This is a genomic window from Streptomyces flavofungini (assembly GCF_014650815.1).
Taxonomy (GTDB): domain Bacteria; phylum Actinomycetota; class Actinomycetes; order Streptomycetales; family Streptomycetaceae; genus Streptomyces; species Streptomyces flavofungini.
The window spans coordinates 216,539-236,042 of sequence record NZ_BMVR01000003.1 but is presented as its reverse complement, the minus strand read 5'-3'; the positions used below and the strand labels follow the sequence as shown (position 1 = coordinate 236,042).

Below are 19,504 nucleotides of genomic sequence, written 5' to 3'. Positions count from 1 at the left end.
TCAGTTCACGCGAAGGTGGTCGAGGGCCGCCGTGACGCCGTCGCGGCCGACGGGGATGCCGGCGAGTTCGAGGCCCATCTGCACGCCGGCCAGGGTCCCGGCGAGGGTGAGGTCGTTGAAGTGGCCGAGGTGGCCGATGCGGAAGACCTTGCCCGCGAGGCGGCCGAGTCCGGTGCCGAGCGACATGTCGAACCGCTCCAGGACGATCTTCCGTACGGCGTCGGCGTCCTGGCCCTCGGACAGGAGCACGGCGGTGAGCGAACCGGAGTGCTCGCGCTCGTCGGCGCACAGCACGTCCAGGCCCCAGCCGCGGACGGCGGCGCGGGTGGCGGCGGCGTGCCGGGCGTGCCGGGCCCAGACCTGTTCGAGGCCTTCGTCGGCGAGCATGCGCAGCGCCTCGTCGAGGCCGTAGAGGAGGTTGGTGGCCGGGGTGGAGGGGAAGAACCCGGCCTCGTTCGCGTCGAGGATCGGTGTCCAGTCCCAGTAGGACTTGGGCAGTCGGGACGAGCGGGCGGCCGCGAGGGCCTTGTCGCTGACGGCGTTGAAGCCGAGGCCGGGCGGCAGCATCAGCCCCTTCTGGGATCCGGTGACGGTCACGTCGACGCCCCAGGCGTCGTGCCGGTACTCGATGGAGCCCAGCGAGGAGACCGTGTCGACCAGGAGCAGGGCGGGGTGTCCGGCGGCGTCGAGGGCGGCGCGGATCTCCGGGACGCGGCTGGTGACGCCGGTGGAGGTCTCGTTGTGGACGACGCAGACGGCCTTGAAGCGGTGGGCCAGGTCCGCGTCCAGGAGCTGGGCGGCGGCCTCGGGCGAGGCGCCGTGACGCCAGTCGCCGGGGACGAACTCCACCTCGAGACCGAGGGATTGTGCCATGTCGCGCCAGAGCGTGGCGAAGTGCCCGGTCTCGAAGAACAGCACGCGGTCGCCCGGGCTGAGCGTGTTGACCAGGGCGGCCTCCCAGGCGCCGGTGCCCGACGACGGGTAGACCACGACCGGGCCCGCGGTGCCGAACACCGGCTTCAGGCCGTCGAGCACGCGGCGGGCAAGGGTCGCGAACTCGGGCCCGCGGTGGTCGACAGTGGGGGCGGACATGGCTCGGAGTACCTGGTCGGGGACGTTCGTGGGTCCGGGTATCTGGAGGAAGTGGCGGCCGGTCCTGACAGTCATTGAGCGGATCTCCCCTCAACACTTGTGCCGTGAGATGGCACAGCGTATCGTGATGCGGCACGACGCAGCATAGGGTTCGATCCGGAGGGGGTCAACGGTGCAGAACGTCCTGAACACCTTGCGCGTGCTGGAGGAGCTGGCGGTGCGCCAACCCGTGGGCGTGGGAGACCTGGCCCGCGCCATGGAGCTGCCGAAGAGCACCGTCCAGCGGGCGCTCGGCACCCTGCACACGGCGGGCTGGATCAAGCAGACGGGCGCCGCCCCCACCCGCTGGACGCTCACGACGAAAGCGCTGCTCATCGGGCGACAGGCCACCGGCGAACTGGATCTGCGGGACATCGCCGTGCCGGTGATGGAGGAGCTGCGCCGCGCGGTGGACGAGACCGTGCACCTGGCGGTGGCGGAGGGCGAGCGGGTCGTCCTGGTGGAGCGCCTGGAGACGACCCAGCCGGTGCGGATCGTGCTGCCGCTCGGCCAGCACCTTTCCGGCCACGCGTCCGCCAACGGCAAGGCCATCCTGGCGGCCCGCACCCCCGAGGCCGTCGAGCGCTATCTCACCCAGGACCTGACGCGGTTCACGGACACGACCATCGACGACCCGGCCGCGCTGCGCGCCGAACTGGAGTCGGTCCGCACTCGCGGCTACGCCATCAACCAGGGCGAATGGCGCGACGACGTGTCCGCGGTCGCCGCCCCCGTCCTCGGCCCCGACGGCTCGCCCGTGGCCAGCGTCAGCATCAACATGCCGACCAGCCGCTGCGACCGCGACCGGCTCATCGCGCTGGGCGAACACGTCCGCGCGGCGGCCGGGAAAATCAGCACGGCACTCGGACACCAGGCACCGGATACCGCGCGCGCGAGCTGATCCCGGCGCCGATCACCCCACCACTCGGATGTGTCCGCGACCCCTTGACGGTCCGTGACCGCCGTCACATACTCGCCAACGTTGCATCGGGTGTTCCGCATGGCGGAACTCCAAGTCCACCCTGCGGACAGTCCGGGCCTTTGAGGCTGCCCGCTCACGGCAGGGGCGCGGCCCTCTGTGCCCCTCTGCCCCCGGACGCCGCCACGGGTCCCTTCCGTATGCCCACAGCCGGTCACAGCCCGCGCGTCGATGCAGGCCCGCGCGACGTGGCCGCCGTCCGAAGGCGAGGACGTGTCACATGGCAGACCATCTCATCGCGATCGGCGCACTGGTACTCATCTTCACCATCTCCACCTTCACCTCCGTCCACATGGGGGCGCTCGCCCTCGTCGCCGCCTTCGCCGTCGGCTCGTCCGTCGCCGGCGAGAACGCGGACGATGTGTTCGGCGGCTTCCCCGGTGACCTCTTCGTCGTGCTCGTGGGCGTCACCTTCCTCTTCGCCATAGCGAAGAACAACGGCACCATCGAATGGCTCATGCACGCCGCGACGCGTGCCGTCAAGGGGCGCATCGCGCTCATCCCCTGGGTCATGTTCCTCATCACCGCGTCGCTCACGGCCGTCGGCGCGGTCGTGCCCGCGGCGGTCGGCGTCATCGCCCCCATCGGTATGAGCTTCTGCGTCCGCTACAAGATCAGCCCGCTGCTCATGGGCCTGTTGGTGATCAACGGCGCGAGCGCGGGCGGCTTCTCCCCCGCCAGCGTCTTCGGCAGCATCACCAACGGCGTCGTGGAGCGCAACGACCTGCCGGGCAACCCCGGACTGCTGTTCCTGATGTCGTTCCTGTTCAATGTCGCGCTCAGCGTCGTCGCGTACTTCCTGTTCGGGGGGCGGCATCTGATCGGGCGGCGGGCGGCGGACGGGGCCCCGGGTACGGAGGCCGGGAGCGTCCTCGAAACCGCGGGGCCCCCAGGCACCGGCGGCGCACCCGCGGCCCCCGCAGGCACCGCGCCGAAACCCGGCGGCACCGCCACGGTGGCCTTCGCGCCCGCAACCACCGACGTCGCCCCCCGGCTCGACCGGTCGCGCGTCCTGACCCTGCTGGGACTGCTGGGCATGGTCGCGGGCGCCCTGTTCCTCGACTACAACGTCGGCCTGATGGCCTTCACGGTGGTCGTCGTCCTCACCCTCGTCGACGCCGACGCGGCGAAGGGTGCCGTCGACCGCTGCGCCTGGTCGACGGTGCTGCTCGTCTGCGGTGTCGTCACGTTCGTCGGCGTGATGGAGCGCATGGGCACGATCACCTGGCTCGGCGATAGCGTCGCGAAGATCGACTCACCGCTCCTGGGCGCGCTGTTGATCTGCCTCATCGGAGCCGTGGTGTCCGCGTTCGCCTCCACCACCGGCATCCTCGGCGCCCTGATCCCGCTCGCCGTACCGTTCCTGATGGATGGTCAGGTCGGCGCGGTCGGTCTCATCATCGCCCTCGCCGTGTCCTCGTCGGTCGTCGACTCCTCACCGCTGTCCACGAGCGGCGCACTGGTCACCGCCAACGCGCCGGAGGAGCAGCGCCCGCAGGTGTTCGGCGCCCTGATGAAGTGGGGCATGTCGATGGCGCTGATCGCACCGCTGGCCACCTGGGCGCTGTTCGTGGTGCCGGGGCAGGGATGAGGATGGTGCCGAGGGTGAGCGTGGCGCCGGGGCCACGCGGGACCGTGGCGCCGGGCCGGGGCTGAGCGGCCCTCCCCCGGCGATCCCGGCGAGCCTCAGCCGTCCCGTCCGGGCGGCGGCGGGGGCTTCGGCGCGCCCGGCGGCGGGGCGATCTTCGCGTACGTCGCCGTCGGGCCCGCGCGCGTCGCCCCGACGTCGGCCCCGGCGCTCGCGGCGGCGTGGCCGAGGAGCGCGTCGCGCCGGGCGCCGGGGTCCCAGCCGGTCTCCACGACCCGCTTCTGCATGACGATCGCGCCCGCCAGGATCACGGCGCCGATCACCAGCATCAGGATCACGCCGCCCAGCGTCCCCGCCTTGGCCGCGTTGCCGACGAGCGAGCCGAACCAGCCGAAGTCCGCGTCGCCGAAGGTGGTGTTCTCCTTGCCGAAGGCACCGAGCACCTTCAGGAGCAGCGCGGGCAGGAAGGTGATGAGGACACCGTTCAGGAACGCGCCGACGACCGCGCCGCGCCGCCCGCCGGTCGCGTTGCCGTAGACCCCGGCCGCGCCGCCCGTGAAGAAGTGCGGCACCAGGCCGGGCAGCACCAGGGCCAGGCCGAAGGCGGGCTCGAAGATCCAGGCGAGCAGGCCGAGGCTGATCAGGCCGCCGACGAAGCTGGAGATGAAGCCGATGAGGACGGCGTTCTGGGCGTACGGGAACACGATCGGCGCGTCCAGGGACGGCACCGCGCCGGGCACCACGCGGTTCGCGATGCCCTGGAACGCGGGCACCAGCTCGCCGAGGATCGTCCGGACGCCGAAGAGGATGACGGCGACGGCGATGCCGAACTGCAGGCCCTGCATGACCGATTGCATGATGTACGCGCCGACGTCGGGCGCGGCGGGTCCGCCGTCGGCGGCGAACGCCTTGAAGGCGCTCTCCTTGCCGACCTTCGCGAGGAAGACCAGCGACATGATCAGGTAGATCAGGACCATGGACAGGGCCGTCGCCACCATGGAGTCGCGCAGGAACCGCAGCCCCTCCGGCAGCTTCATGTCCTCCGTGGACCGGCTGCGGCGCCCGACGACCTGACCGGTCGCACCGGCGACGACGTACCCCGCCGTACCGAAGTGACCGATCGCGACCGTGTTGTTGCCGGTGACGCGCTTGGTCCAGGGGTGCGCGAAGGCGGGCATCGCGACCAGCATGATGCCGAGCAGGACGCCGCCGACGACGACCACGACCCAGGACCGCTGTCCGGCGGTCGCGAGCACCATCGTCAGCAGCGTGGCCATGAACAGCATGTGATGGCCCGTCAGGAAGACGTAGCGCAAGGGGGTGAAGCGGGCCAGGACCAGGCTCACGGCGAAGCCGAGGATCATCAGCCAGGCGACCCGCGAGCCGTACTCGGCCTGGGCGATGCCGACGATGGCCTCGTTCGTGGGGATCACACCGTGCGCGCCCGTCGAGCCCTGGATCATCTCGCCGAGCGGGGCGAGCGCGGCCACGACGAGCCCGGCGCCCGCGCCGATGAGGAGGAAGCCGAGCGTCGCCTTGATCGCGCCGCCGAGCACCTGCCCCACCGACTTGCGCAGGGCGATCAGGCCCGCGGCGGTGATGAGCCCGATCAAGTACGCGGGCTGGCTGAGGATTTCGTTGACCAGGAACTTCGCTACGGAGACCAGCCAGTCCACGGCGCTTCCCCCTCTTTCTAGACGTCGTACGTGTCCCGCAGGACCCGGTCGGCCTCGGCGGTGGAGGTGAAGTCGTCGACGACCCGGACGGGCACACCGACGTCACCGAGGGTCTTGGCGATCTCCCGGGACGTGAGGATGGCGACGGCCTCGGAGGCCTTGCCCTTGGCGGAGATGGTGTCGGTCGCCTCGACGGTCACGTACCGGCTCCAGCCCCACCGGTCGAGGACCTGTTCCAGGGTGTTCTTCAGGAAGAGGCTGGTGCCGAGCCCGTTGCCGCAGACGGTGAGGATCTTGTGCACGGCGGGCCCGGCGGCGGCGGGCGCGACAGCCCCCGCCTCCCCCGCGAGGATCGCCCGCACCGCCCCCGGAGTCGGCGCCACCCGCAGGGCCTGTGCCGTCTCCGGATCCGCGAGCAGCCGCGCCAGGGACGCCATCGCGTCGGTGTGCGCGGTGGCGTCCTCGGCGGCGAGGGCCACGACCAGGCCGACCGGGTCGTTCGTCTCGTGCCCGAACTCCACGGCCCGGGCGAGCCGCACCCACGCCATGCCGGTCCGCAGCACCGCGGGCGAGGGCCGCGCGTGCGCGAAGGCGAGGCCGGGGGCGAGGACGATGTACGGCCCGCTGTCCTCGACGGTCCGGATCATCTCCTCGGTGTACGCGTCCGTGCCGCTGCCCGTCGCCACGAGCAGCTCGCCCGCGGCGCCGATCGCGGCACGCCAGTCCTCGGCCACGACGTCGAGCCGGATCGCCTCGACGGGCAGGAGATCACTCACAGACACCATGTGGTTGATCGTTTCACAGACCGCGGGCCCCGGCAGAGGGCTCGTGCCGAACGGACTACGACCCGGCGGGCGATGCCTTCCGCAGCGCGGTGATGCAGGTGGTGATGGCCTGCTGCAGCTCTTCGAGGCGCTGGACCATGTCGTCCTCGTAGATGTCGTCGAAGTCGACGGCGTCGTCGAGGGTCAGCTCCTCGAAGACCTTGGTGGCCTTCTGCAGGCTGCTGTAGAACTTCGTGCGCCGCTCCTGCACCCGCAGCTCGGGGTCGGCCTCGACGGTCTCGACGACGAGGTTCTTCACCGTGCCGTACGCCTCCGCGGCCCACTCCCCCGCCTCCTCGGAGTCCTCCAGCTCGTCGATCAGGGACAGGTGCCGCTCGGCCTCGGCGCGCAGCGCGGCGGGGGCGTCGAGGGTCTGCCCGGCGGGCGTGCGGATCTGCCCGTCCTCGGCGACCTTGCGTACGTACTCGATGCGGTCCGCGGCCCTGGTCTCGCCCGCCACGGCCTTCTTCAGCTCGTCGGTGCGGGCGATGTCGCGGGCCAGCTCGGTCTGGAGGGCCGGGTCCTCCTTGAGGCGGTCGAGCAGGGCGTGCCGGGCGGCCTGGGCGGTGGAGGGGTCGGCGAGGATCGCGGCGCGCAGGGCGGTGGGGTTCTCGGCGACCTCCAGGGCCTTGGTCGGGCGGATGCCCTCGGCCTCGGCGGCGGCGGTGATGGCGGTCCCGCGCGCGGAGGTGGCGCTGGAGCGCGGTACGTAGTAGGTCAGCCAGATGTCGGCGTCGGGGAGTTCGACGTCGCGGCCGGGGGCCAGGGCCTCGAAGTGCGGCACGAGCCCGTCGTCGGCGGCCTTGTCCCAGGCCCGGTAGTAGCGCATGACGCGCTCGGCGGAGCACCCGGCCAGCTCGGCGAACTCCTTCGCGGAGACCTTCGGCGTGCCCTCGGCGGCCTGCCCGCCGGGCCGCACGCTGCGGGCCACCTTCAGGCCGAAGGTCCAGGCACCGGTGCGGGCGTAGGCGCCGAAGTCACGGGCGTCACGGGCCACCAGCTCCCGGGCGTCCGCGTGCGTGGCCGCGTCCTCGTGTGCGTCAGCGGCCGCGGGGGCGTCGGCGGCCGGGGCGAGGGGCGCGGCGTCGGCTTCGGCCGGTTCGGCGGCTTCGGACGGGGCGATCGCTACGGTCACGGGTAACTCTCCGGGGTGGGTCCAGGCTGAAAGAGACAGAACATACAGCCTATATCGACCTGTTGCTCCCGCTTTCCAACGGCGCGGCCCGGCGCCCGGACATCCGCCGCCGCCCGGAGCCGGGCTCCGGGCGGCGGCGGACCCGCTCGGCTCCGCTGCCTAGCTCGCGTTCCGCAGCGGGCCGAAGAACGTCCGCAGTTCGGCGGCGACCTGGTCGGGTTCCTCGTGCGCCATGAAGTGCCCGCCGCGCCGTGGCGTGCTCCAGTGCCGCAGGTCGGTGAAAACGCGCTCGGCGAGGCTCTTCGGGTAGCCCGCGAACGCCGGTTCGTGGCTGAGGGTGACGGCGGCGGGCACGGTGATGTCCGGCATCCGCTTGTTCAGGGGGTAGTCGTAGTACTGCCGGAAGGAGGAGCCGATGCTGCCGGTGGCCCAGTAGAGCGTGGCGACGGTCAGCAGGGTGTCCCGGTCCCAGCGCCGCGCGACATCGCCGTCGCAGTCGCTCCAGTCCCGGTACTTGTCGACGATCCAGGCGAGCAGCCCGGCGGGCGAGTCCATGAGTGCGGCGGCGATCGTGTCGGGGCGGGTGCACATGATCTCGCTGTAGCCCTGGTCGCCGCTGTCGTACGCGGCCAGCGCGTCCAGGTAGGTCTGCTCCGCGGGCGTCGGCGGCTCCTTCTCGAAGTCCGCGCTCGCCACCGCGGACGTGATGTGCACCCCGGCGACCTGCTCCGGGTACAGCGCGCCCAGCCACTGGGTGACGCCACCGCCGATGTCGCCGCCGAACGCCCCGTAGCGGTCGTAGCCCAGGGTCTCGGTCATGAGGGAGTGCCAGATCTCGGCGACGCCCCGGCGCGTGAACGGCGCCGTCGGCAGGCCGGAGTAGAGGAATCCGGGCAGCGACGGCACGACCACGTCGAAGGCCTCGGCGGGGTCGCCGCCGTACGCGGCCGGGTCGGCCAGGCGGCGGGCGGCGCGCAGCATCTCCACGAAGCTGCTCGGCCAGCCGTGGGTGAGCACGAGCGGCAGCGGCGCCGGTGCGCCCTCGGGGCGGCGGGCGCGGAAGTGGATGAAGTGCACCGGGGCGCCGGCGACTTCGGCCATCTGGTGCGGGAGTTCGTTGAGGGCGGCCTCGGCAGCGCGCCAGTCGAAGCCGTCGGCCCAGTACGCGACGAGGTCACGCAGGTGGTCCGGGTCGGTGCCCGCCGCCCAGTGGGCGGAGTCGGAGGCGGTGGTGAAGCGGGTGCGGGTCAGTCGTGCGCGCAGGTCGCTGAGGACGTCGTCGGGCACGGCGATCCGGAAAGGCGTGACAGTCATGGTTCCTTCGTTCAGGAGTGCTTCGAAGCCTGGGCATTCGATGCCTGGACCGGTGGGGCCAGGCGGGGCGCTCCTGCGCGACGGCCGCGCGCTCAGACGCGTACGGCGGGCAGGAGGGCCCGGACGGTGGTGCGGTCGGCTGAGTGCTTGCGCATCGGGCTCACCTCCTTCACAGGGCACACGCGGGCGGGTGCCGCGCGGCGTTGATCGACTGTACCCCGTCGCGCCCCGGGGCGGCAGGTGGTGCTCAGGCACCAGGGCTCGTGGGTGGCTGGTCCCGGTGCACCAGGGGAAGTCGGCGGCTGTGGACGATGCCCGGCGGGGCGCCGGAGACGAGTGTGGTGGGTCACCAACTGGCTTGTCCCCAACGAGGAAAGGACGTCCGTGTCCTTGGCTGTGATTTCTCCGGTCCGCATCGGCAGGCTGTCGATCGGTGCCCTCGGCGTCCTGGCACTCGCCCTCGGCACCCTGCAATCAGTGGTGGAGCCCGCGCTCCCGCAGCTGCAACGCGAGTTGGGGGTCAGTCCCGCCGAAGGGGCGTTGATCGGCAACACCTTGCTCATCACCGGCGCGGTCGTCACACCCGTGGCGGGCAAGCTCGGCGACCGCTACGGCGGGAAGCGGGTGCTGGTCTGGCTGATGGCCGTGGTCTCGGCCGGTGGTCTGCTGGCCGGTCTGGCGCCGAGCCTGCCGGTGTTGTTGCTCGGTCAGACCTTGCAGGGCGTCATGGTGGGTGCGCTGCCGCTCTCCTTCATCCTGGTGCGCAAACACCTCCCCGCCCGGGCGTCGCAGGTGGCGATCGGTGTGGTCATGGCGCTGTTCACGGGCGGCGGCATGGTGGGAACGCTGATCGCCGGGCCGCTCTCGGAAGGACTGTCCTGGCATTGGATGTTCGCGCTGCCGACCATCGCGATCATCGCGATGACGTGCGTCGTGGCGTGGCTGCTGCCGCATGATCCGCCGGTCCGGTCGGACAGCAGGATCGACTGGCCCGGTGTGGTGCTGCTGAGCGGCACGCTGCTCGTGTTCATGGTCGGGTTCGTGCGGGTGACGGGCGACGGGCTGCCGCTCCTCGCGGTCGGTGCCCTCGTGGTGGTCGTGGCCGCCCTCGCGAGCGGGTGGGTCGCGGTCGAGCGCAGGGCCGCCGCGCCGATGGTCGATCTGCGCATGCTGGCGAAGCCCGCGATGTGGCATTCGTGCGTGCTCACCTTGGTCATCACCGCGAGTTTCGGGATGGTGGCCTTTCTGCTCCCCCAGATGTTGGCGGCACCGGCCGACGGGTACGGCTTCGGCGCCAGTACCACCGACATCGGGCTGTTCCTGCTCCCCGGCGCCATCGCCGGGGCGGTGAGCGACTCGGTCGGCGGGGTCGCGGCGCGGCGCTTCGGTCTGCGTGCCGTGCTCGTCGGGGGCGCCGTGGTCCTGGCGGCCACCACGCTCGCCCTGGCGTCACTGCACGACGCGGCCTGGCAGCTCGTCCTCGCGAAGTCGCTCACCGCGATCGCCGCGGGCGTCGGTACGACGGCGCTGCTCACCCGTACCGCCACCGCCGTCGAGACCAGGGACACCGGCATCGCCACCGGCCTGCTCGTGGTGACACGGGTGATCGGCGTGGCCCTGGGCGCCCAGGTCGGCGGCGCGATCCTCGACGCCGGGGCCGACCCGTCGACGGGCCTGCCGACCGAAGCGGCCTTCGCCACCGGCTTCGCCACCGCCGGTCTCGTCGCCGCCCTGGCACTGCTCGTCGTCCGCATCACGAAGAAGGGAACCCAGACATGACACCCGACGGTCTGCCGATGAACGTGCGTACCGCCGCACATCGCAGAGTTCTGATCTCCGGGGCGAGCATCGCCGGTCCCGCCCTTGCGTACTGGCTGCACCGGTCCGGCTTCGCGGTCACCGTGGTCGAGAAGGCGGGCGCACTGCGCGGCGGCGGCTATCCGATCGACATCCGCGGTACGGCGGTGGAGGTCGTCCGGCGGATGGGGATACTGCCGCGGCTTCGGGACGCGCACATCGACTCGCGTCGCTGCACCTTCCTCAACGCCGACGGCAGTGAACTGGCCTCGCTCAAGCCGAGCACTGTTGCCGGGAGCGTCGAGGGCCAGGACCTCGAGGTGCGTCGTGGGGATCTGGCCGCGATCCTGCACGCGCTGGTCCGCGACGACGTGGAGTTCCTCTTCGACGACTCCATCGACGTCCTCGACCAGTCCGGACCAGGGGTCGACGTGACGTTCCGCAGTGGGCGACAGCGTACGTTCGACGTGGTGATCGGCGCCGACGGAATGCACTCGCACACCCGGGAGTCCCTGTTCGGCCCCGAAGACCGGTTCCACCGCTACCTCGGCTACTGCTTCGCCCTCTTCACCATGCCGAACACCTTCGGGCTCTCCCGCGAGCTCCTGATGTGGAACAGCCCGGGGAAGGCCGCGGCCCTCTACGCCGTCGGGGACAACGACGAGCTGCACGCCTTCCTGACCTTCCACCAGCCGGCACCGCCGTCCGCCGCCCTGCGGCACCCCGACGCCCAACGGGACCTGGTCGCCGAGGTGTTCGCCGACGCGGGCTGGGAGGTCCCCCGCATGGTCGAGGCCATGCGCGCCGCGGACGACCTGTTCTTCGACACGGCCGGTCAGATCCGCATGCCCCACTGGTCAAGGGGCCGCGTCGCCCTCGTCGGCGACGCCGCGTACGCACCCTCGTTCCTCACCGGACAAGGATCGAGCCTCGCGCTGGCCGGTGCCTACCTGCTCGCCGACGCCCTCGCCGCGCACCGGGACCACACGGCGGCCTTCGCCGCGTACGAACACGGCACCCGCGACTTCGTAGCCATGAATCAGGCACTGGTCGACAACGGTGCGGCCGCGCTCTTCCCCACCACGGCGCGGGCCCTGGAGCAGCGCGACACCCGACTGCGCGGCCTCGTCACGATGCCCGCCGCGAAAGCCCGACCGGCCCACTCGGCCCTGACGCTGCCCGAGTTCGCCCCGCTCCCCTGACCTGAGACGACAGGGCGGCGCCGGCCAATGGGCTACGGCAGCTGGTCGGTGCCGCCGTCGAGGGTGGCCCGGGCCAGGCCCGTCCGGTAGGCGATGACGACGAGTTGGGCCCGGTCGCGGGCGTCCAGCTTCGTCATGGCGCGCTGCACGTGGGCGCGGACGGTGAAGGGGCTGAGGTACATCCGCTCGGCGATCTCCTGGTTGGACAGGCCGGTCGCGACCAGGGCCACCATCTCGCGCTCGCGCGGGGTGAGCACCGCGAGCTGCTCGGGGTCGCGCGGCGGTGCGCTGTCCGGGGTGGCCAGGAAACGGGTGACCAGGGAGCGGGTCGCGGCGGGGGACAGCAGCGTGTCGCCCTCGGCGATCGTCCGCACGGCGTCCAGCAGGTCCTCGGCGCCGATGCCCTTGCCGATGAAACCGCCGGCCCCCGCGCGCAGCGCCTGAGCGACGTACTCGTCGGTCTCGTAGGTGGTGAGGATCAGGATGCGGCTGGCGCTCAGGTCCGGGTCCGCGCAGATCTCCGAGGTGGCGGTGAGGCCGTCCACCTCGGGCATGCGGATGTCCATGATGACCACGTCCGGGCGCAGCTCCCGGGTGAGCCGCACTGCCTCCCTGCCGTCGGCGGCCTCGCCGACCACAGTGATGTCGTCGGCGGAGTCGAGCAGCAGCCGGAAGGCCCCGCGCAGCAGGGCCTGGTCGTCGGCGAGCAGCACGCGGAGCGTCACGACGCACCCCCGGCCCGTCCGTCACCCGTCCGTCCGTCGGCGGTTGTTCCCTCGCCTGTCGTGCGGTCGCCCTTCGCTCTGTCGGTCATCCGTCCCTCGCTGGTCGTCGCTCTGTCAGATGTCCGCGTCGTGTCCTTGGCGGGCGGGAGGGGCAGTCGGGCGGAGACGAGGAAGCCGCCCTCCGGGCGCCTGCCCGCGGAGAGCTGTCCGCCGACCGCGGTGGCGCGTTCGCGCATCCCGATCAGACCGTAACCGGGCGGGCGTTCCGACGTCGCGGCCGCACCCGGTCGCGGTCGCATGGCCGCACTCGGTCGCGGTCCCGTGGCCGCGCTCGCCGCCGTGGCTCCGGTCGGCCCCGTACGGCCGCCCGCTCCGTCGTCGGCGACGGTGAGGGTCACGCGATCGCCGTTCCAGATGAGGTGCACCCGGGCGCTGCCGGCAGCGGCGTGCTTGGTCACGTTGGTCAAGGCCTCCTGGACGATGCGGTAGGCGGTGAGGTCCACTCCCGGGGGCAGCGGCCTGGCCGTGCCCTCCTCGTGCACCGACACCTCCAGGCCCGCGCGGCGGAAGGACTCCAGGAGCGTGGGCAGGCGGGACAGGCCGGGCGCCGGATCGGCGGGCGCGTCCGCGTCCCCGGACTGCCGCAGCAGCCCGACCGTGGCCCGCAGGTCGTCGAGCGCGTCGCTGGTGGTCTCGACGAGTTCCTTCAGGCTCTTGCGGGTCTGCTCCGGGCGGGCGTCGAAGAGGTGGGCGGCGACAGTGGCCTGCGCGTTGGCCAGGGTGATCTGGTGGGCCACGAGGTCGTGCAGTTCCCGGGCGATGCGCACCCGTTCCTCGGCAACGCGCCGGCGCGCCTCGCTGTCCCGGCTCTCCTCGGCCCGCACGGCCCGCTCCTCCACGGCCGCCAGATAGGCCCGCCGGTTCTGCACCGAGCGCCCGAGCACGCCCGCCACCAGCGGGAACGCCGCCACCGCCCCGACCCTGCTCGCGTCCTTCCACGAGAGGGCACCGAACAAGGGGGTGGCGGCGACCAGCAGCCCTGCCGAGATGAGCAACACCGCGCTCGCCGCGCGCCGTTCGTTGCGCACGGTGAGCGAGTAGGAGTACGCGGTGATCACGGCGGGGGCCACGATGAGCGGGCTCAGCAGCAGGCCGAGGGGCGGCACCAGGATGCCGCTCGCGGTCGTGACCACCATGACGGCCAGCGGCGCCCGGTGCCGCAGCGGCAGCACGGCACAGGACACCACGGCGATGAAGTAGGCGGCGGCGGACGGCGGTGACAGCGGCCCGTCGTCGTCCCGCAGCACGCCGCCGAGCAGGCAGAGGGCGAACGCCGTCGCCGTGACGGCTCCCTCCCGCCACCAGGAGCCGCGTGCTCGCGGGCCACCGCCGCCTGTCCTCGTCATGGCGGGCTCAGTGCCGGTGCCGGCCGACGGGAAGCGGCGGCACCGCCGCGTCCGGCACGGTCAGGTCCGGCACGGTCGCAAGCGCCGGGGCATGCCTGCTCAGCTTCTCCCCCTCGATGTCCACGTTCGGCAGCACACGGTTCAGCGTACGGGGCAGCCACCAGGCCCGGTGGCCGAGCAGCGCGAGGACCGCGGGCACGATCGCCATCCGGACCACGAACGCGTCGAAGAGGACGGCGGCGGCCAGGCCGACGCCCATCGTCTGGATGGTCGGGCTGCTCATCCCGATGAATCCGGCGAACACGCTGATCATGATGATCGCCGCCGCGGCCACCACCCGTCCGCTGTGCCGGAAGCCGCTGACGATCGCCTCGCCGGGGTTCGCGCCGTGGACGTAGGCCTCCCGCATCCGGGTGAGGAGGAAGACCTCGTAGTCCATGGCGAGGCCGAACACGATGCCGATGACGAGGATCGGCATCAGCGACATGACCGGTCCGGTCTGCTCGATGCCGAGCAGGTCCGCCGCCCAGCCCCACTGGAAGACGGCGACGAGGACACCGAAGGCGGCACCCACCGACAGCAGGAAGCCGAGCGCGGCCTTGATCGGCACCAGGACCGAGCGGAAGACCACCATCAGCAGCAGCACCGCAAGGCCGATGACGACGGTCAGATAGGGGATGAGGGCGTCGGACATGGCTTCGGAGATGTCGATGTTCATCGCGGTGGTGCCGGTCACCAGGACGGCGGCGCCCGTGTCGGCCTCGACGCCGGAGACCGCGCCCCGGATCGCGTGCACCAGGTCCTTGGTCTCGCCACTGTTCGGCGCGGTCCGCGGCACGGCGGTGAGGACGGCCGTGTCCTTGCTCTTGCTGAGCACCGGCGCACCGACGGACGCGACCCCGTCCAGTCCCCGTACGGTCGTGACGACCCGGTCCGTGGCGGCCCGGGTGGCCGCGGCCTCCGAGGTGTCCACGACCACGGTCAACGGGCCGTTGAAACCGGGGCCGAAGCCGTCCGACAGCAGGTCGTAGGCGCGGCGCTCGGTGGTCTCCACCGACTTGGACTCGTCGCCGGGCAGCCCGAGTTCGAGGCTCAGCGCCGGTAGCGCGACGGCGCCGAGACCGAGTCCGGCGACCAGCAGCACGGCCACCGGGCGGCGCAGCACGAACCGCGCCCACCGCGTGCCGAGCCCCTGCCGACCGGCCGCGCCGGGCATCTGGTGCGGGGGCTCGCCGCCCGGCCCGCGTCGCGCGGGTGCCTTGCGGACGGCACGGGACAGCACCCGGCGGCCGAAGAAGCCGAACAGCGCGGGGACCAGCGTCAGTGCGACGAGTACGGCGAGGGCCACGGCGCCCGCGCCGCCCAGGCCCATCTTGGTGAGTTCGGGGATGCCGACGACGCCGAGCCCGACCAGGGCGATGAAGACGGTCGCACCGGCGAAGACGACGGCGGATCCGGCCGTGCCCACGGCCCGGCCCGCGGCCTCCTCCGGCTCGCTGCCCCGGGCGCGCTCGTCGCGGAAGCGGGAGGTGATGAAGAGCGCGTAGTCGATGCCGACCGCGAGGCCCAGCATCAGCGACAGGATGGCGACGGTGTCCGTCAGGCCCAGCGGCACGGCGAGGGCGGAGACCAGGCCGAAGGCGATGGCCACGCCCACGAAGGCGGTGAGGAGCGAGAGTCCGGCCGCGACCAGCGACCCGAGGGCGAGGACCAGGACGACCGCCGCCACCGCCACGCCGATGAGTTCCGTCGTACCGCCCGGTCCCTCTTCCGACTCCAGGGCCGAGCCGCCGATCTCCACGGTCAGGCCGGTGTTCCGGGCCTGGTCCGCGGCGGCCTCCAGGGCGCTCTTCGTCGACCCGGTCAGGTCGGCGGTGTCCGCGCTGTAGGTGATCGTGGAGTAGGCGATGGTGCCGTCCTTGCTGACGGCGCCGGTCTTGTAGGGGTCGGTGGTCGACGCGACCTGATCGCCCCCGGCCAGCGAGCCGAGCGTGTCGTTGACGGCCGCCCTGTTCTCCCCGGCCGTCACCCGCTGTCCGTCCGGGGCCTGGAACACCAGGCGGGCCTCGGCGCCCTGGGAGTTACTCTCGGGGAAGCGCTCGTCCAGCAGGTCGAACGCCTCCTGCGACTCGGTGCCGGGCATCGAGAGGTCCTCTTCCTCCGCGGCCGGCGCCAGGGCGGCGGCCGCCACGGCGAGCACCAGGGCGCCCAGCCACAGACCGCCCACGAGGCGGCGCCGCCGGAAGGCCCACCGTCCGATCCGGTAGAGAAATGTCGCCACCTGTAGATCACTCCAGACACCGCTAGGCAAGGGGAAACGCGCGGAATGCGCGCGTCTCCAACCCTTGCTTCCGGCGTCCTTCCGGGCATCGTCCGCCGCCGCCGTCTTCCCCTGGTGCGCCCGGACCAGCCGCGCACGTGTCCTGGTGCGACCGGACCAGCCACCCGCGGGTCCTGGTGCCTGCGCACTACAGGACGGGGCGGACCCATCCCCTCGGTGGACTCCCCCGTCACCCCCGGTGAGACTTGCCCCATGGATACCGCGCGGACAGCCGCCTATCTGCGACGCATCGGCGTCGACCGCCCCGCAGCCCCGACCTCGTCGGCCCTGCGCGAGCTGCACCTCGCCCATCTGCGCAGCGTCCCCTTCGAGAACCTCGCCATCCACCTCGGCCAGGAGGTCGGCCTCACGGAGCAGGACCTGGTGTCCAAGGTCGTCGACGGGCGCCGCGGCGGGTTCTGCTACGAACTCAACGGCGCCTTCGCCGCGCTCCTGACCGCGCTCCGCTTCGAGGTCACGCTGCTGCAGGCCCGGGTGTACGGGGACGAGGGCCGCCCCGGCATTCCGTACGACCACCTGGCGCTGCGGGTGCGTACCGAGGGCGGCGGGGACTGGCTCGCCGACGTCGGCTTCGGCACCCACAGCCACTTCCCCCTCGACCTCACCGAGCGCGGGGACCAGGCGGACCCCGGCGGCACGTTCCGCGTCGCGGCGGCGCCCGGCGGCGACCTCGACGTCGTCAAGGACGGCAGGCCGCAGTACGTGATCGACCAACGCCCGCGCGAGCTGGCCGACTTCACGGCCGGGGCGTGGTACCACCGCACCTCCCCGAAGTCGCACTTCACGCGCTCCACCGTGTGCACCCTGGTCACCGATACGGGCCGGGTCACCCTCAGCGGCGGCAAGCTCACCGTCACCACCGGCGGCGAGCGGGACGTCACGGAACTGGCCACCGACGCCGAGGTCCTCGCCGCGTACGAGAAGCACTTCGGGATCGTCCTGGACGAGGTGCCGCAGGTGGCGAAGCCGGTGCGGGTCGGCGGGCGGTAGCCGGACGGGAGCGCGCTGTCCGGAGGAGGATCTTCCAGGTAGGTTCGGCGGGCCCGCCCGGCGTCCTTGCGACAAGACATCGGGACGGATCGGCGGCGCACGGACCGGCGCCGGGCCGGGCCCGCGGAGCCCGTGCCGGACCGTTCCCGCGCGGGTCCCGCCGACCCCGTGGCGCAGCACGGGCGGGCCCCGTTGTCCAGCCCTCTTGGCGGGAAGGGCACGCGCACGCAGGCGGTGATGTTCATCGCGGCGTTCGCGGTCCCGCCGGACGTAGGCTGCTGCACTGTGAAGAGACACATACCTTTCGAACGGCTGCACAACTTCCGTGACCTGGGCGGCTATGTCACTGAGGACGGCCGTGCGGTGCGCTGGGAGCAGGTGTACCGGTCCGATTCGCTGAGCAAACTGCGGGACGCCGACTGGGACCGCTTCCTCGCCCGGGGTGTCCGCACCGTCATCGATCTGCGCCGCCCCGCCGAGATCGAGGCCGACGGCCGGGTGCCCGCGCACCCGACGCTCGCCTACCACCACCTGAGCATCGAACACCGCCCCTACGACCAGCCGTCGTTGGGCCCCGACACGGCCGTCGGGCCGTACCTCGCCGAGCGCTATCTCGCGGTCGCCGAGGATGGCGCGAAAGAGCTGCGCCGCGCCCTCGAAGTGCTCGCCGACGACGGCTCCGGCCCGGTGGTCTTCCACTGCGCGTCCGGCAAGGACCGCACCGGCCTGCTCGCCGCCCTCGTGCTCGCCCTGCTCGGCGTCGCCGAGGCCGACATCGTCGAGGACTACGCGCTCACCGAACTCGCCAGTGACCGCCTGGCCGCGGACTGGCGCGCCGCCCACCCCGGCGCGGAGCCGACGTGGCTCGGCTTCGGCCGCGCGCCCGCCGAGGTGATGCGGCTGTTCCTCGCGGGAGCGTCCGGGCGGTACGGGTCCCTGCGCGGGTACGCCGAGCGGCTGCTCGGCGCCGACGAGGAATTGGCGGCCGGGCTGCGCCGCAACCTCCTGGAGCCGGCGGCGGGGCGCGAGCTGTCGTTCCGGCGCGCCGACGAGGCCGACGTCCCCGTCCTCGTACGGCTGCGGGACGAGGCGGCCCGCTGGCAGATCGCGCAGGGCATCGCGCAGTGGAAGCCGGGCGAGCTGGGCGAGGAGCACTTCCGGGCGCGGCTCGCGGACAGCGAGATCTGGATGGCGACGCTCGGCCCGGACGGGCCGGTCGCGGGCGCCTGGGAGCTGTGGTGGGACGACCCGGCGACCTGGGGTCCGCAGCCGCCCACGGCCGGCTATGTGCACTGCCTGATGACCGACCGCCGGGTGGCGCCGCCCGGCACCGGCCGCCGCATGCTCGCGCACGCCGAACGCCGCATCCGCGCCGCGGGGCGGGGCCTGTGCCGCCTCGACTGCCGGACCAGCAATCCGCGGCTGCGGGCGTACTACACCGCCGCGGGCTTCGACGTGGTCGGCGAACAGCCGTGGAAGGACGGCGGGGTGGCCGGGAACTTCGCGGCGACACTGCTGCAGAAGCGGGTCCGCGACGCCGAGCGGCCGCTCGACGAGCACGCGGCCGACGGCGAGCGGCCGCGGGTGAGCGGCGCCGACCCGCACCGCAGTGGTCAGTGGCGGCTCAAAGCGACGATTTGATCCGGCGCGGCGCGTCGGCGAGCCGGCTGACCAGCGAGACCACGCCGGGTGGCTGCCGGCTCGCGTTCCGGTCGGCACTGAGCACGTAGTAGATCTGCTCCAGCGAGGGCGGGCCCACGGCGACCGTGCGCAGCGCCGCCTGGCCGGGCGTGGCCTGGCCGGTGCGGACGAGGTACGCGGCGGTCATCGAGCCGGTGCGGCCGACGCCCGCGCCGCAGTGCACGAAGACCGGCCCGCGCGCGTCCGCGACGACGCGCAGGAACTGGTCGACCTGGCGGCCGTCGGGGGTCTGTCCGTCGCGGATCGGCATCCGGACGACGTGCAGCCCGGCGCGCTTCGGCTGTGCGAGGGCCCTGGCGCTCAGGTCCTCCGCGCGCAGGTCCACGACGGTGTGGATGCCGTGCGCGACGAGCGCGCGGTAGCCCGACGCGCTGGGCGCGGAGCCGCGCCAGAGCCGCTCGTCGACCTGCTGGAAGTGCCGGATGCCCGCCAACTCGCCGTCAGCCGGTGCATGTTCGCCCGCCCAGGCCGACACGGCGAGGACGCCGAGGGCCGAGGTGAGCCAGAACACGGTGTAGCCGAGGACACAGGCGCCGACGGTCTTCAGCGCTCTGCGGGTGAGCCGCCGCCGGGGTGTGAGTCCACCGCGCGCCCGGGCACCGGCGGCGCGCACGGCCCCGAGGAGGGCGGCGGCGCGGGCGGGCAGGGCCCCGGAAGGGCGTGGGGCCGCGGGCGGCGAAGGGCTCGGGGAAGAG

The 19,504-nt window shown here is 72.7% G+C and carries 15 protein-coding genes; 6 read left to right on the top strand and 9 right to left on the bottom strand.

From position 1 onward, the window contains the following. Nucleotides 1-1,167: a pyridoxal-phosphate-dependent aminotransferase family protein gene (locus IE274_RS08275; RefSeq protein ID WP_190114962.1), complete on the bottom strand. Its 1,167-nt coding sequence runs from the start codon at nt 1,165-1,167 to the stop codon at nt 1-3. 97 nt (nt 1,168-1,264) lie between these two features. Here IE274_RS08275 and IE274_RS08270 point away from each other — a divergent pair, with 97 nt between their 5' ends. After that, on the top strand, nt 1,265-2,032 hold the full coding sequence (locus IE274_RS08270) for an IclR family transcriptional regulator (RefSeq protein ID WP_190114961.1): 768 nt from the start codon (nt 1,265-1,267) through the stop codon (nt 2,030-2,032). A 298-nt stretch (nt 2,033-2,330) separates the two neighbouring features. After that, nucleotides 2,331-3,701, top strand: a complete 1,371-nt coding sequence (locus tag IE274_RS08265; protein ID WP_190114960.1) for an SLC13 family permease — start codon at nt 2,331-2,333, stop codon at nt 3,699-3,701. A 95-nt stretch (nt 3,702-3,796) separates the two neighbouring features. Here IE274_RS08265 and ulaA read toward each other — a convergent pair whose 3' ends face one another. The 4 genes from ulaA to IE274_RS08245 form a co-directional block, all read right to left on the bottom strand. After that, entirely contained in the window at nt 3,797-5,374 is a 1,578-nt protein-coding gene (ulaA, locus tag IE274_RS08260) for a PTS ascorbate transporter subunit IIC (protein ID WP_190114959.1), read from the bottom strand. Nucleotides 5,375-5,391: 17 nt separating this feature from the next. Further along, nucleotides 5,392-6,159: a PTS sugar transporter subunit IIAB gene (locus tag IE274_RS08255; RefSeq protein WP_190114958.1), complete on the bottom strand. Its 768-nt coding sequence runs from the start codon at nt 6,157-6,159 to the stop codon at nt 5,392-5,394. A 55-nt stretch (nt 6,160-6,214) separates the two neighbouring features. Continuing rightward, a complete protein-coding gene (locus IE274_RS08250; protein ID WP_190114957.1) occupies nt 6,215-7,333 on the bottom strand; it encodes a hypothetical protein in 1,119 nt (372 codons plus the stop codon). A 159-nt stretch (nt 7,334-7,492) separates the two neighbouring features. After that, complete coding sequence (locus tag IE274_RS08245) at nt 7,493-8,647, bottom strand: epoxide hydrolase family protein (RefSeq protein WP_190114956.1); 1,155 nt, start codon at nt 8,645-8,647, stop codon at nt 7,493-7,495. Nucleotides 8,648-9,031: 384 nt separating this feature from the next. Here IE274_RS08245 and IE274_RS08240 point away from each other — a divergent pair, with 384 nt between their 5' ends. Together IE274_RS08240 and IE274_RS08235 are read left to right on the top strand one after the other, a co-directional pair. Continuing rightward, entirely contained in the window at nt 9,032-10,426 is a 1,395-nt protein-coding gene (locus tag IE274_RS08240; protein ID WP_190114955.1) for an MFS transporter, read from the top strand. Further along, a complete protein-coding gene (locus tag IE274_RS08235; protein WP_190114954.1) occupies nt 10,423-11,646 on the top strand; it encodes an FAD-dependent monooxygenase in 1,224 nt (407 codons plus the stop codon). The genes IE274_RS08240 and IE274_RS08235 overlap by 4 nt, the downstream gene beginning before the upstream one ends. A 32-nt stretch (nt 11,647-11,678) precedes the next feature. Here IE274_RS08235 and IE274_RS08230 read toward each other — a convergent pair whose 3' ends face one another. From IE274_RS08230 to IE274_RS08220, 3 genes are read right to left on the bottom strand one after another with little or no spacing between them, the layout of a single operon-like run. Next, complete coding sequence (locus IE274_RS08230; RefSeq protein WP_190114953.1) at nt 11,679-12,371, bottom strand: response regulator transcription factor; 693 nt, start codon at nt 12,369-12,371, stop codon at nt 11,679-11,681. Next, nucleotides 12,368-13,777 (bottom strand): sensor histidine kinase, encoded by a 1,410-nt coding sequence (locus IE274_RS08225; RefSeq protein WP_190114952.1) that lies wholly within the window; start codon nt 13,775-13,777, stop codon nt 12,368-12,370. The genes IE274_RS08230 and IE274_RS08225 overlap by 4 nt, the downstream gene beginning before the upstream one ends. A 7-nt stretch (nt 13,778-13,784) precedes the next feature. After that, nucleotides 13,785-16,058 carry an MMPL family transporter gene (locus IE274_RS08220; protein WP_190114951.1) on the bottom strand — a complete coding sequence of 758 codons (2,274 nt, stop codon included), beginning with the start codon at nt 16,056-16,058 and terminating at the stop codon, nt 13,785-13,787. Between the two features lie 252 nt (nt 16,059-16,310). On the opposite strand from IE274_RS08220, the gene IE274_RS08215 reads away from it, so the two are divergent. Together IE274_RS08215 and IE274_RS08210 are read left to right on the top strand one after the other, a co-directional pair. Beyond that, nucleotides 16,311-17,108 (top strand): arylamine N-acetyltransferase family protein, encoded by a 798-nt coding sequence (locus tag IE274_RS08215; RefSeq protein WP_190114950.1) that lies wholly within the window; start codon nt 16,311-16,313, stop codon nt 17,106-17,108. A 285-nt stretch (nt 17,109-17,393) separates the two neighbouring features. Beyond that, on the top strand, nt 17,394-18,749 hold the full coding sequence (locus IE274_RS08210; RefSeq protein ID WP_190114949.1) for a tyrosine-protein phosphatase: 1,356 nt from the start codon (nt 17,394-17,396) through the stop codon (nt 18,747-18,749). Here the strand turns inward: IE274_RS08210 and IE274_RS08205 are convergent. Further along, entirely contained in the window at nt 18,733-19,422 is a 690-nt protein-coding gene (locus IE274_RS08205) for a fused DSP-PTPase phosphatase/NAD kinase-like protein (protein ID WP_190114948.1), read from the bottom strand. The genes IE274_RS08210 and IE274_RS08205 overlap by 17 nt on opposite strands. Nucleotides 19,423-19,504 lie beyond the last annotated feature (82 nt).

What these genes read in the sequence shown, in the direction of transcription:
- IE274_RS08215 (WP_190114950.1), top strand. Translation starts at nt 16,311, where the DNA reads ATGGATACCGCGCGGACAGCCGCCTATCTGCGACGCATCGGCGTCGAC.
- IE274_RS08275 (WP_190114962.1), bottom strand. Translation starts at nt 1,167, where the DNA reads ATGACTGTCAGGACCGGCCGCCACTTCCTCCAGATACCCGGACCCACG.
- IE274_RS08235 (WP_190114954.1), top strand. Translation starts at nt 10,423, where the DNA reads ATGACACCCGACGGTCTGCCGATGAACGTGCGTACCGCCGCACATCGC.
- IE274_RS08255 (WP_190114958.1), bottom strand. Translation starts at nt 6,159, where the DNA reads ATGGTGTCTGTGAGTGATCTCCTGCCCGTCGAGGCGATCCGGCTCGAC.
- IE274_RS08265 (WP_190114960.1), top strand. Translation starts at nt 2,331, where the DNA reads ATGGCAGACCATCTCATCGCGATCGGCGCACTGGTACTCATCTTCACC.
- IE274_RS08225 (WP_190114952.1), bottom strand. Translation starts at nt 13,777, where the DNA reads ATGACGAGGACAGGCGGCGGTGGCCCGCGAGCACGCGGCTCCTGGTGG.
- IE274_RS08245 (WP_190114956.1), bottom strand. Translation starts at nt 8,647, where the DNA reads ATGACTGTCACGCCTTTCCGGATCGCCGTGCCCGACGACGTCCTCAGC.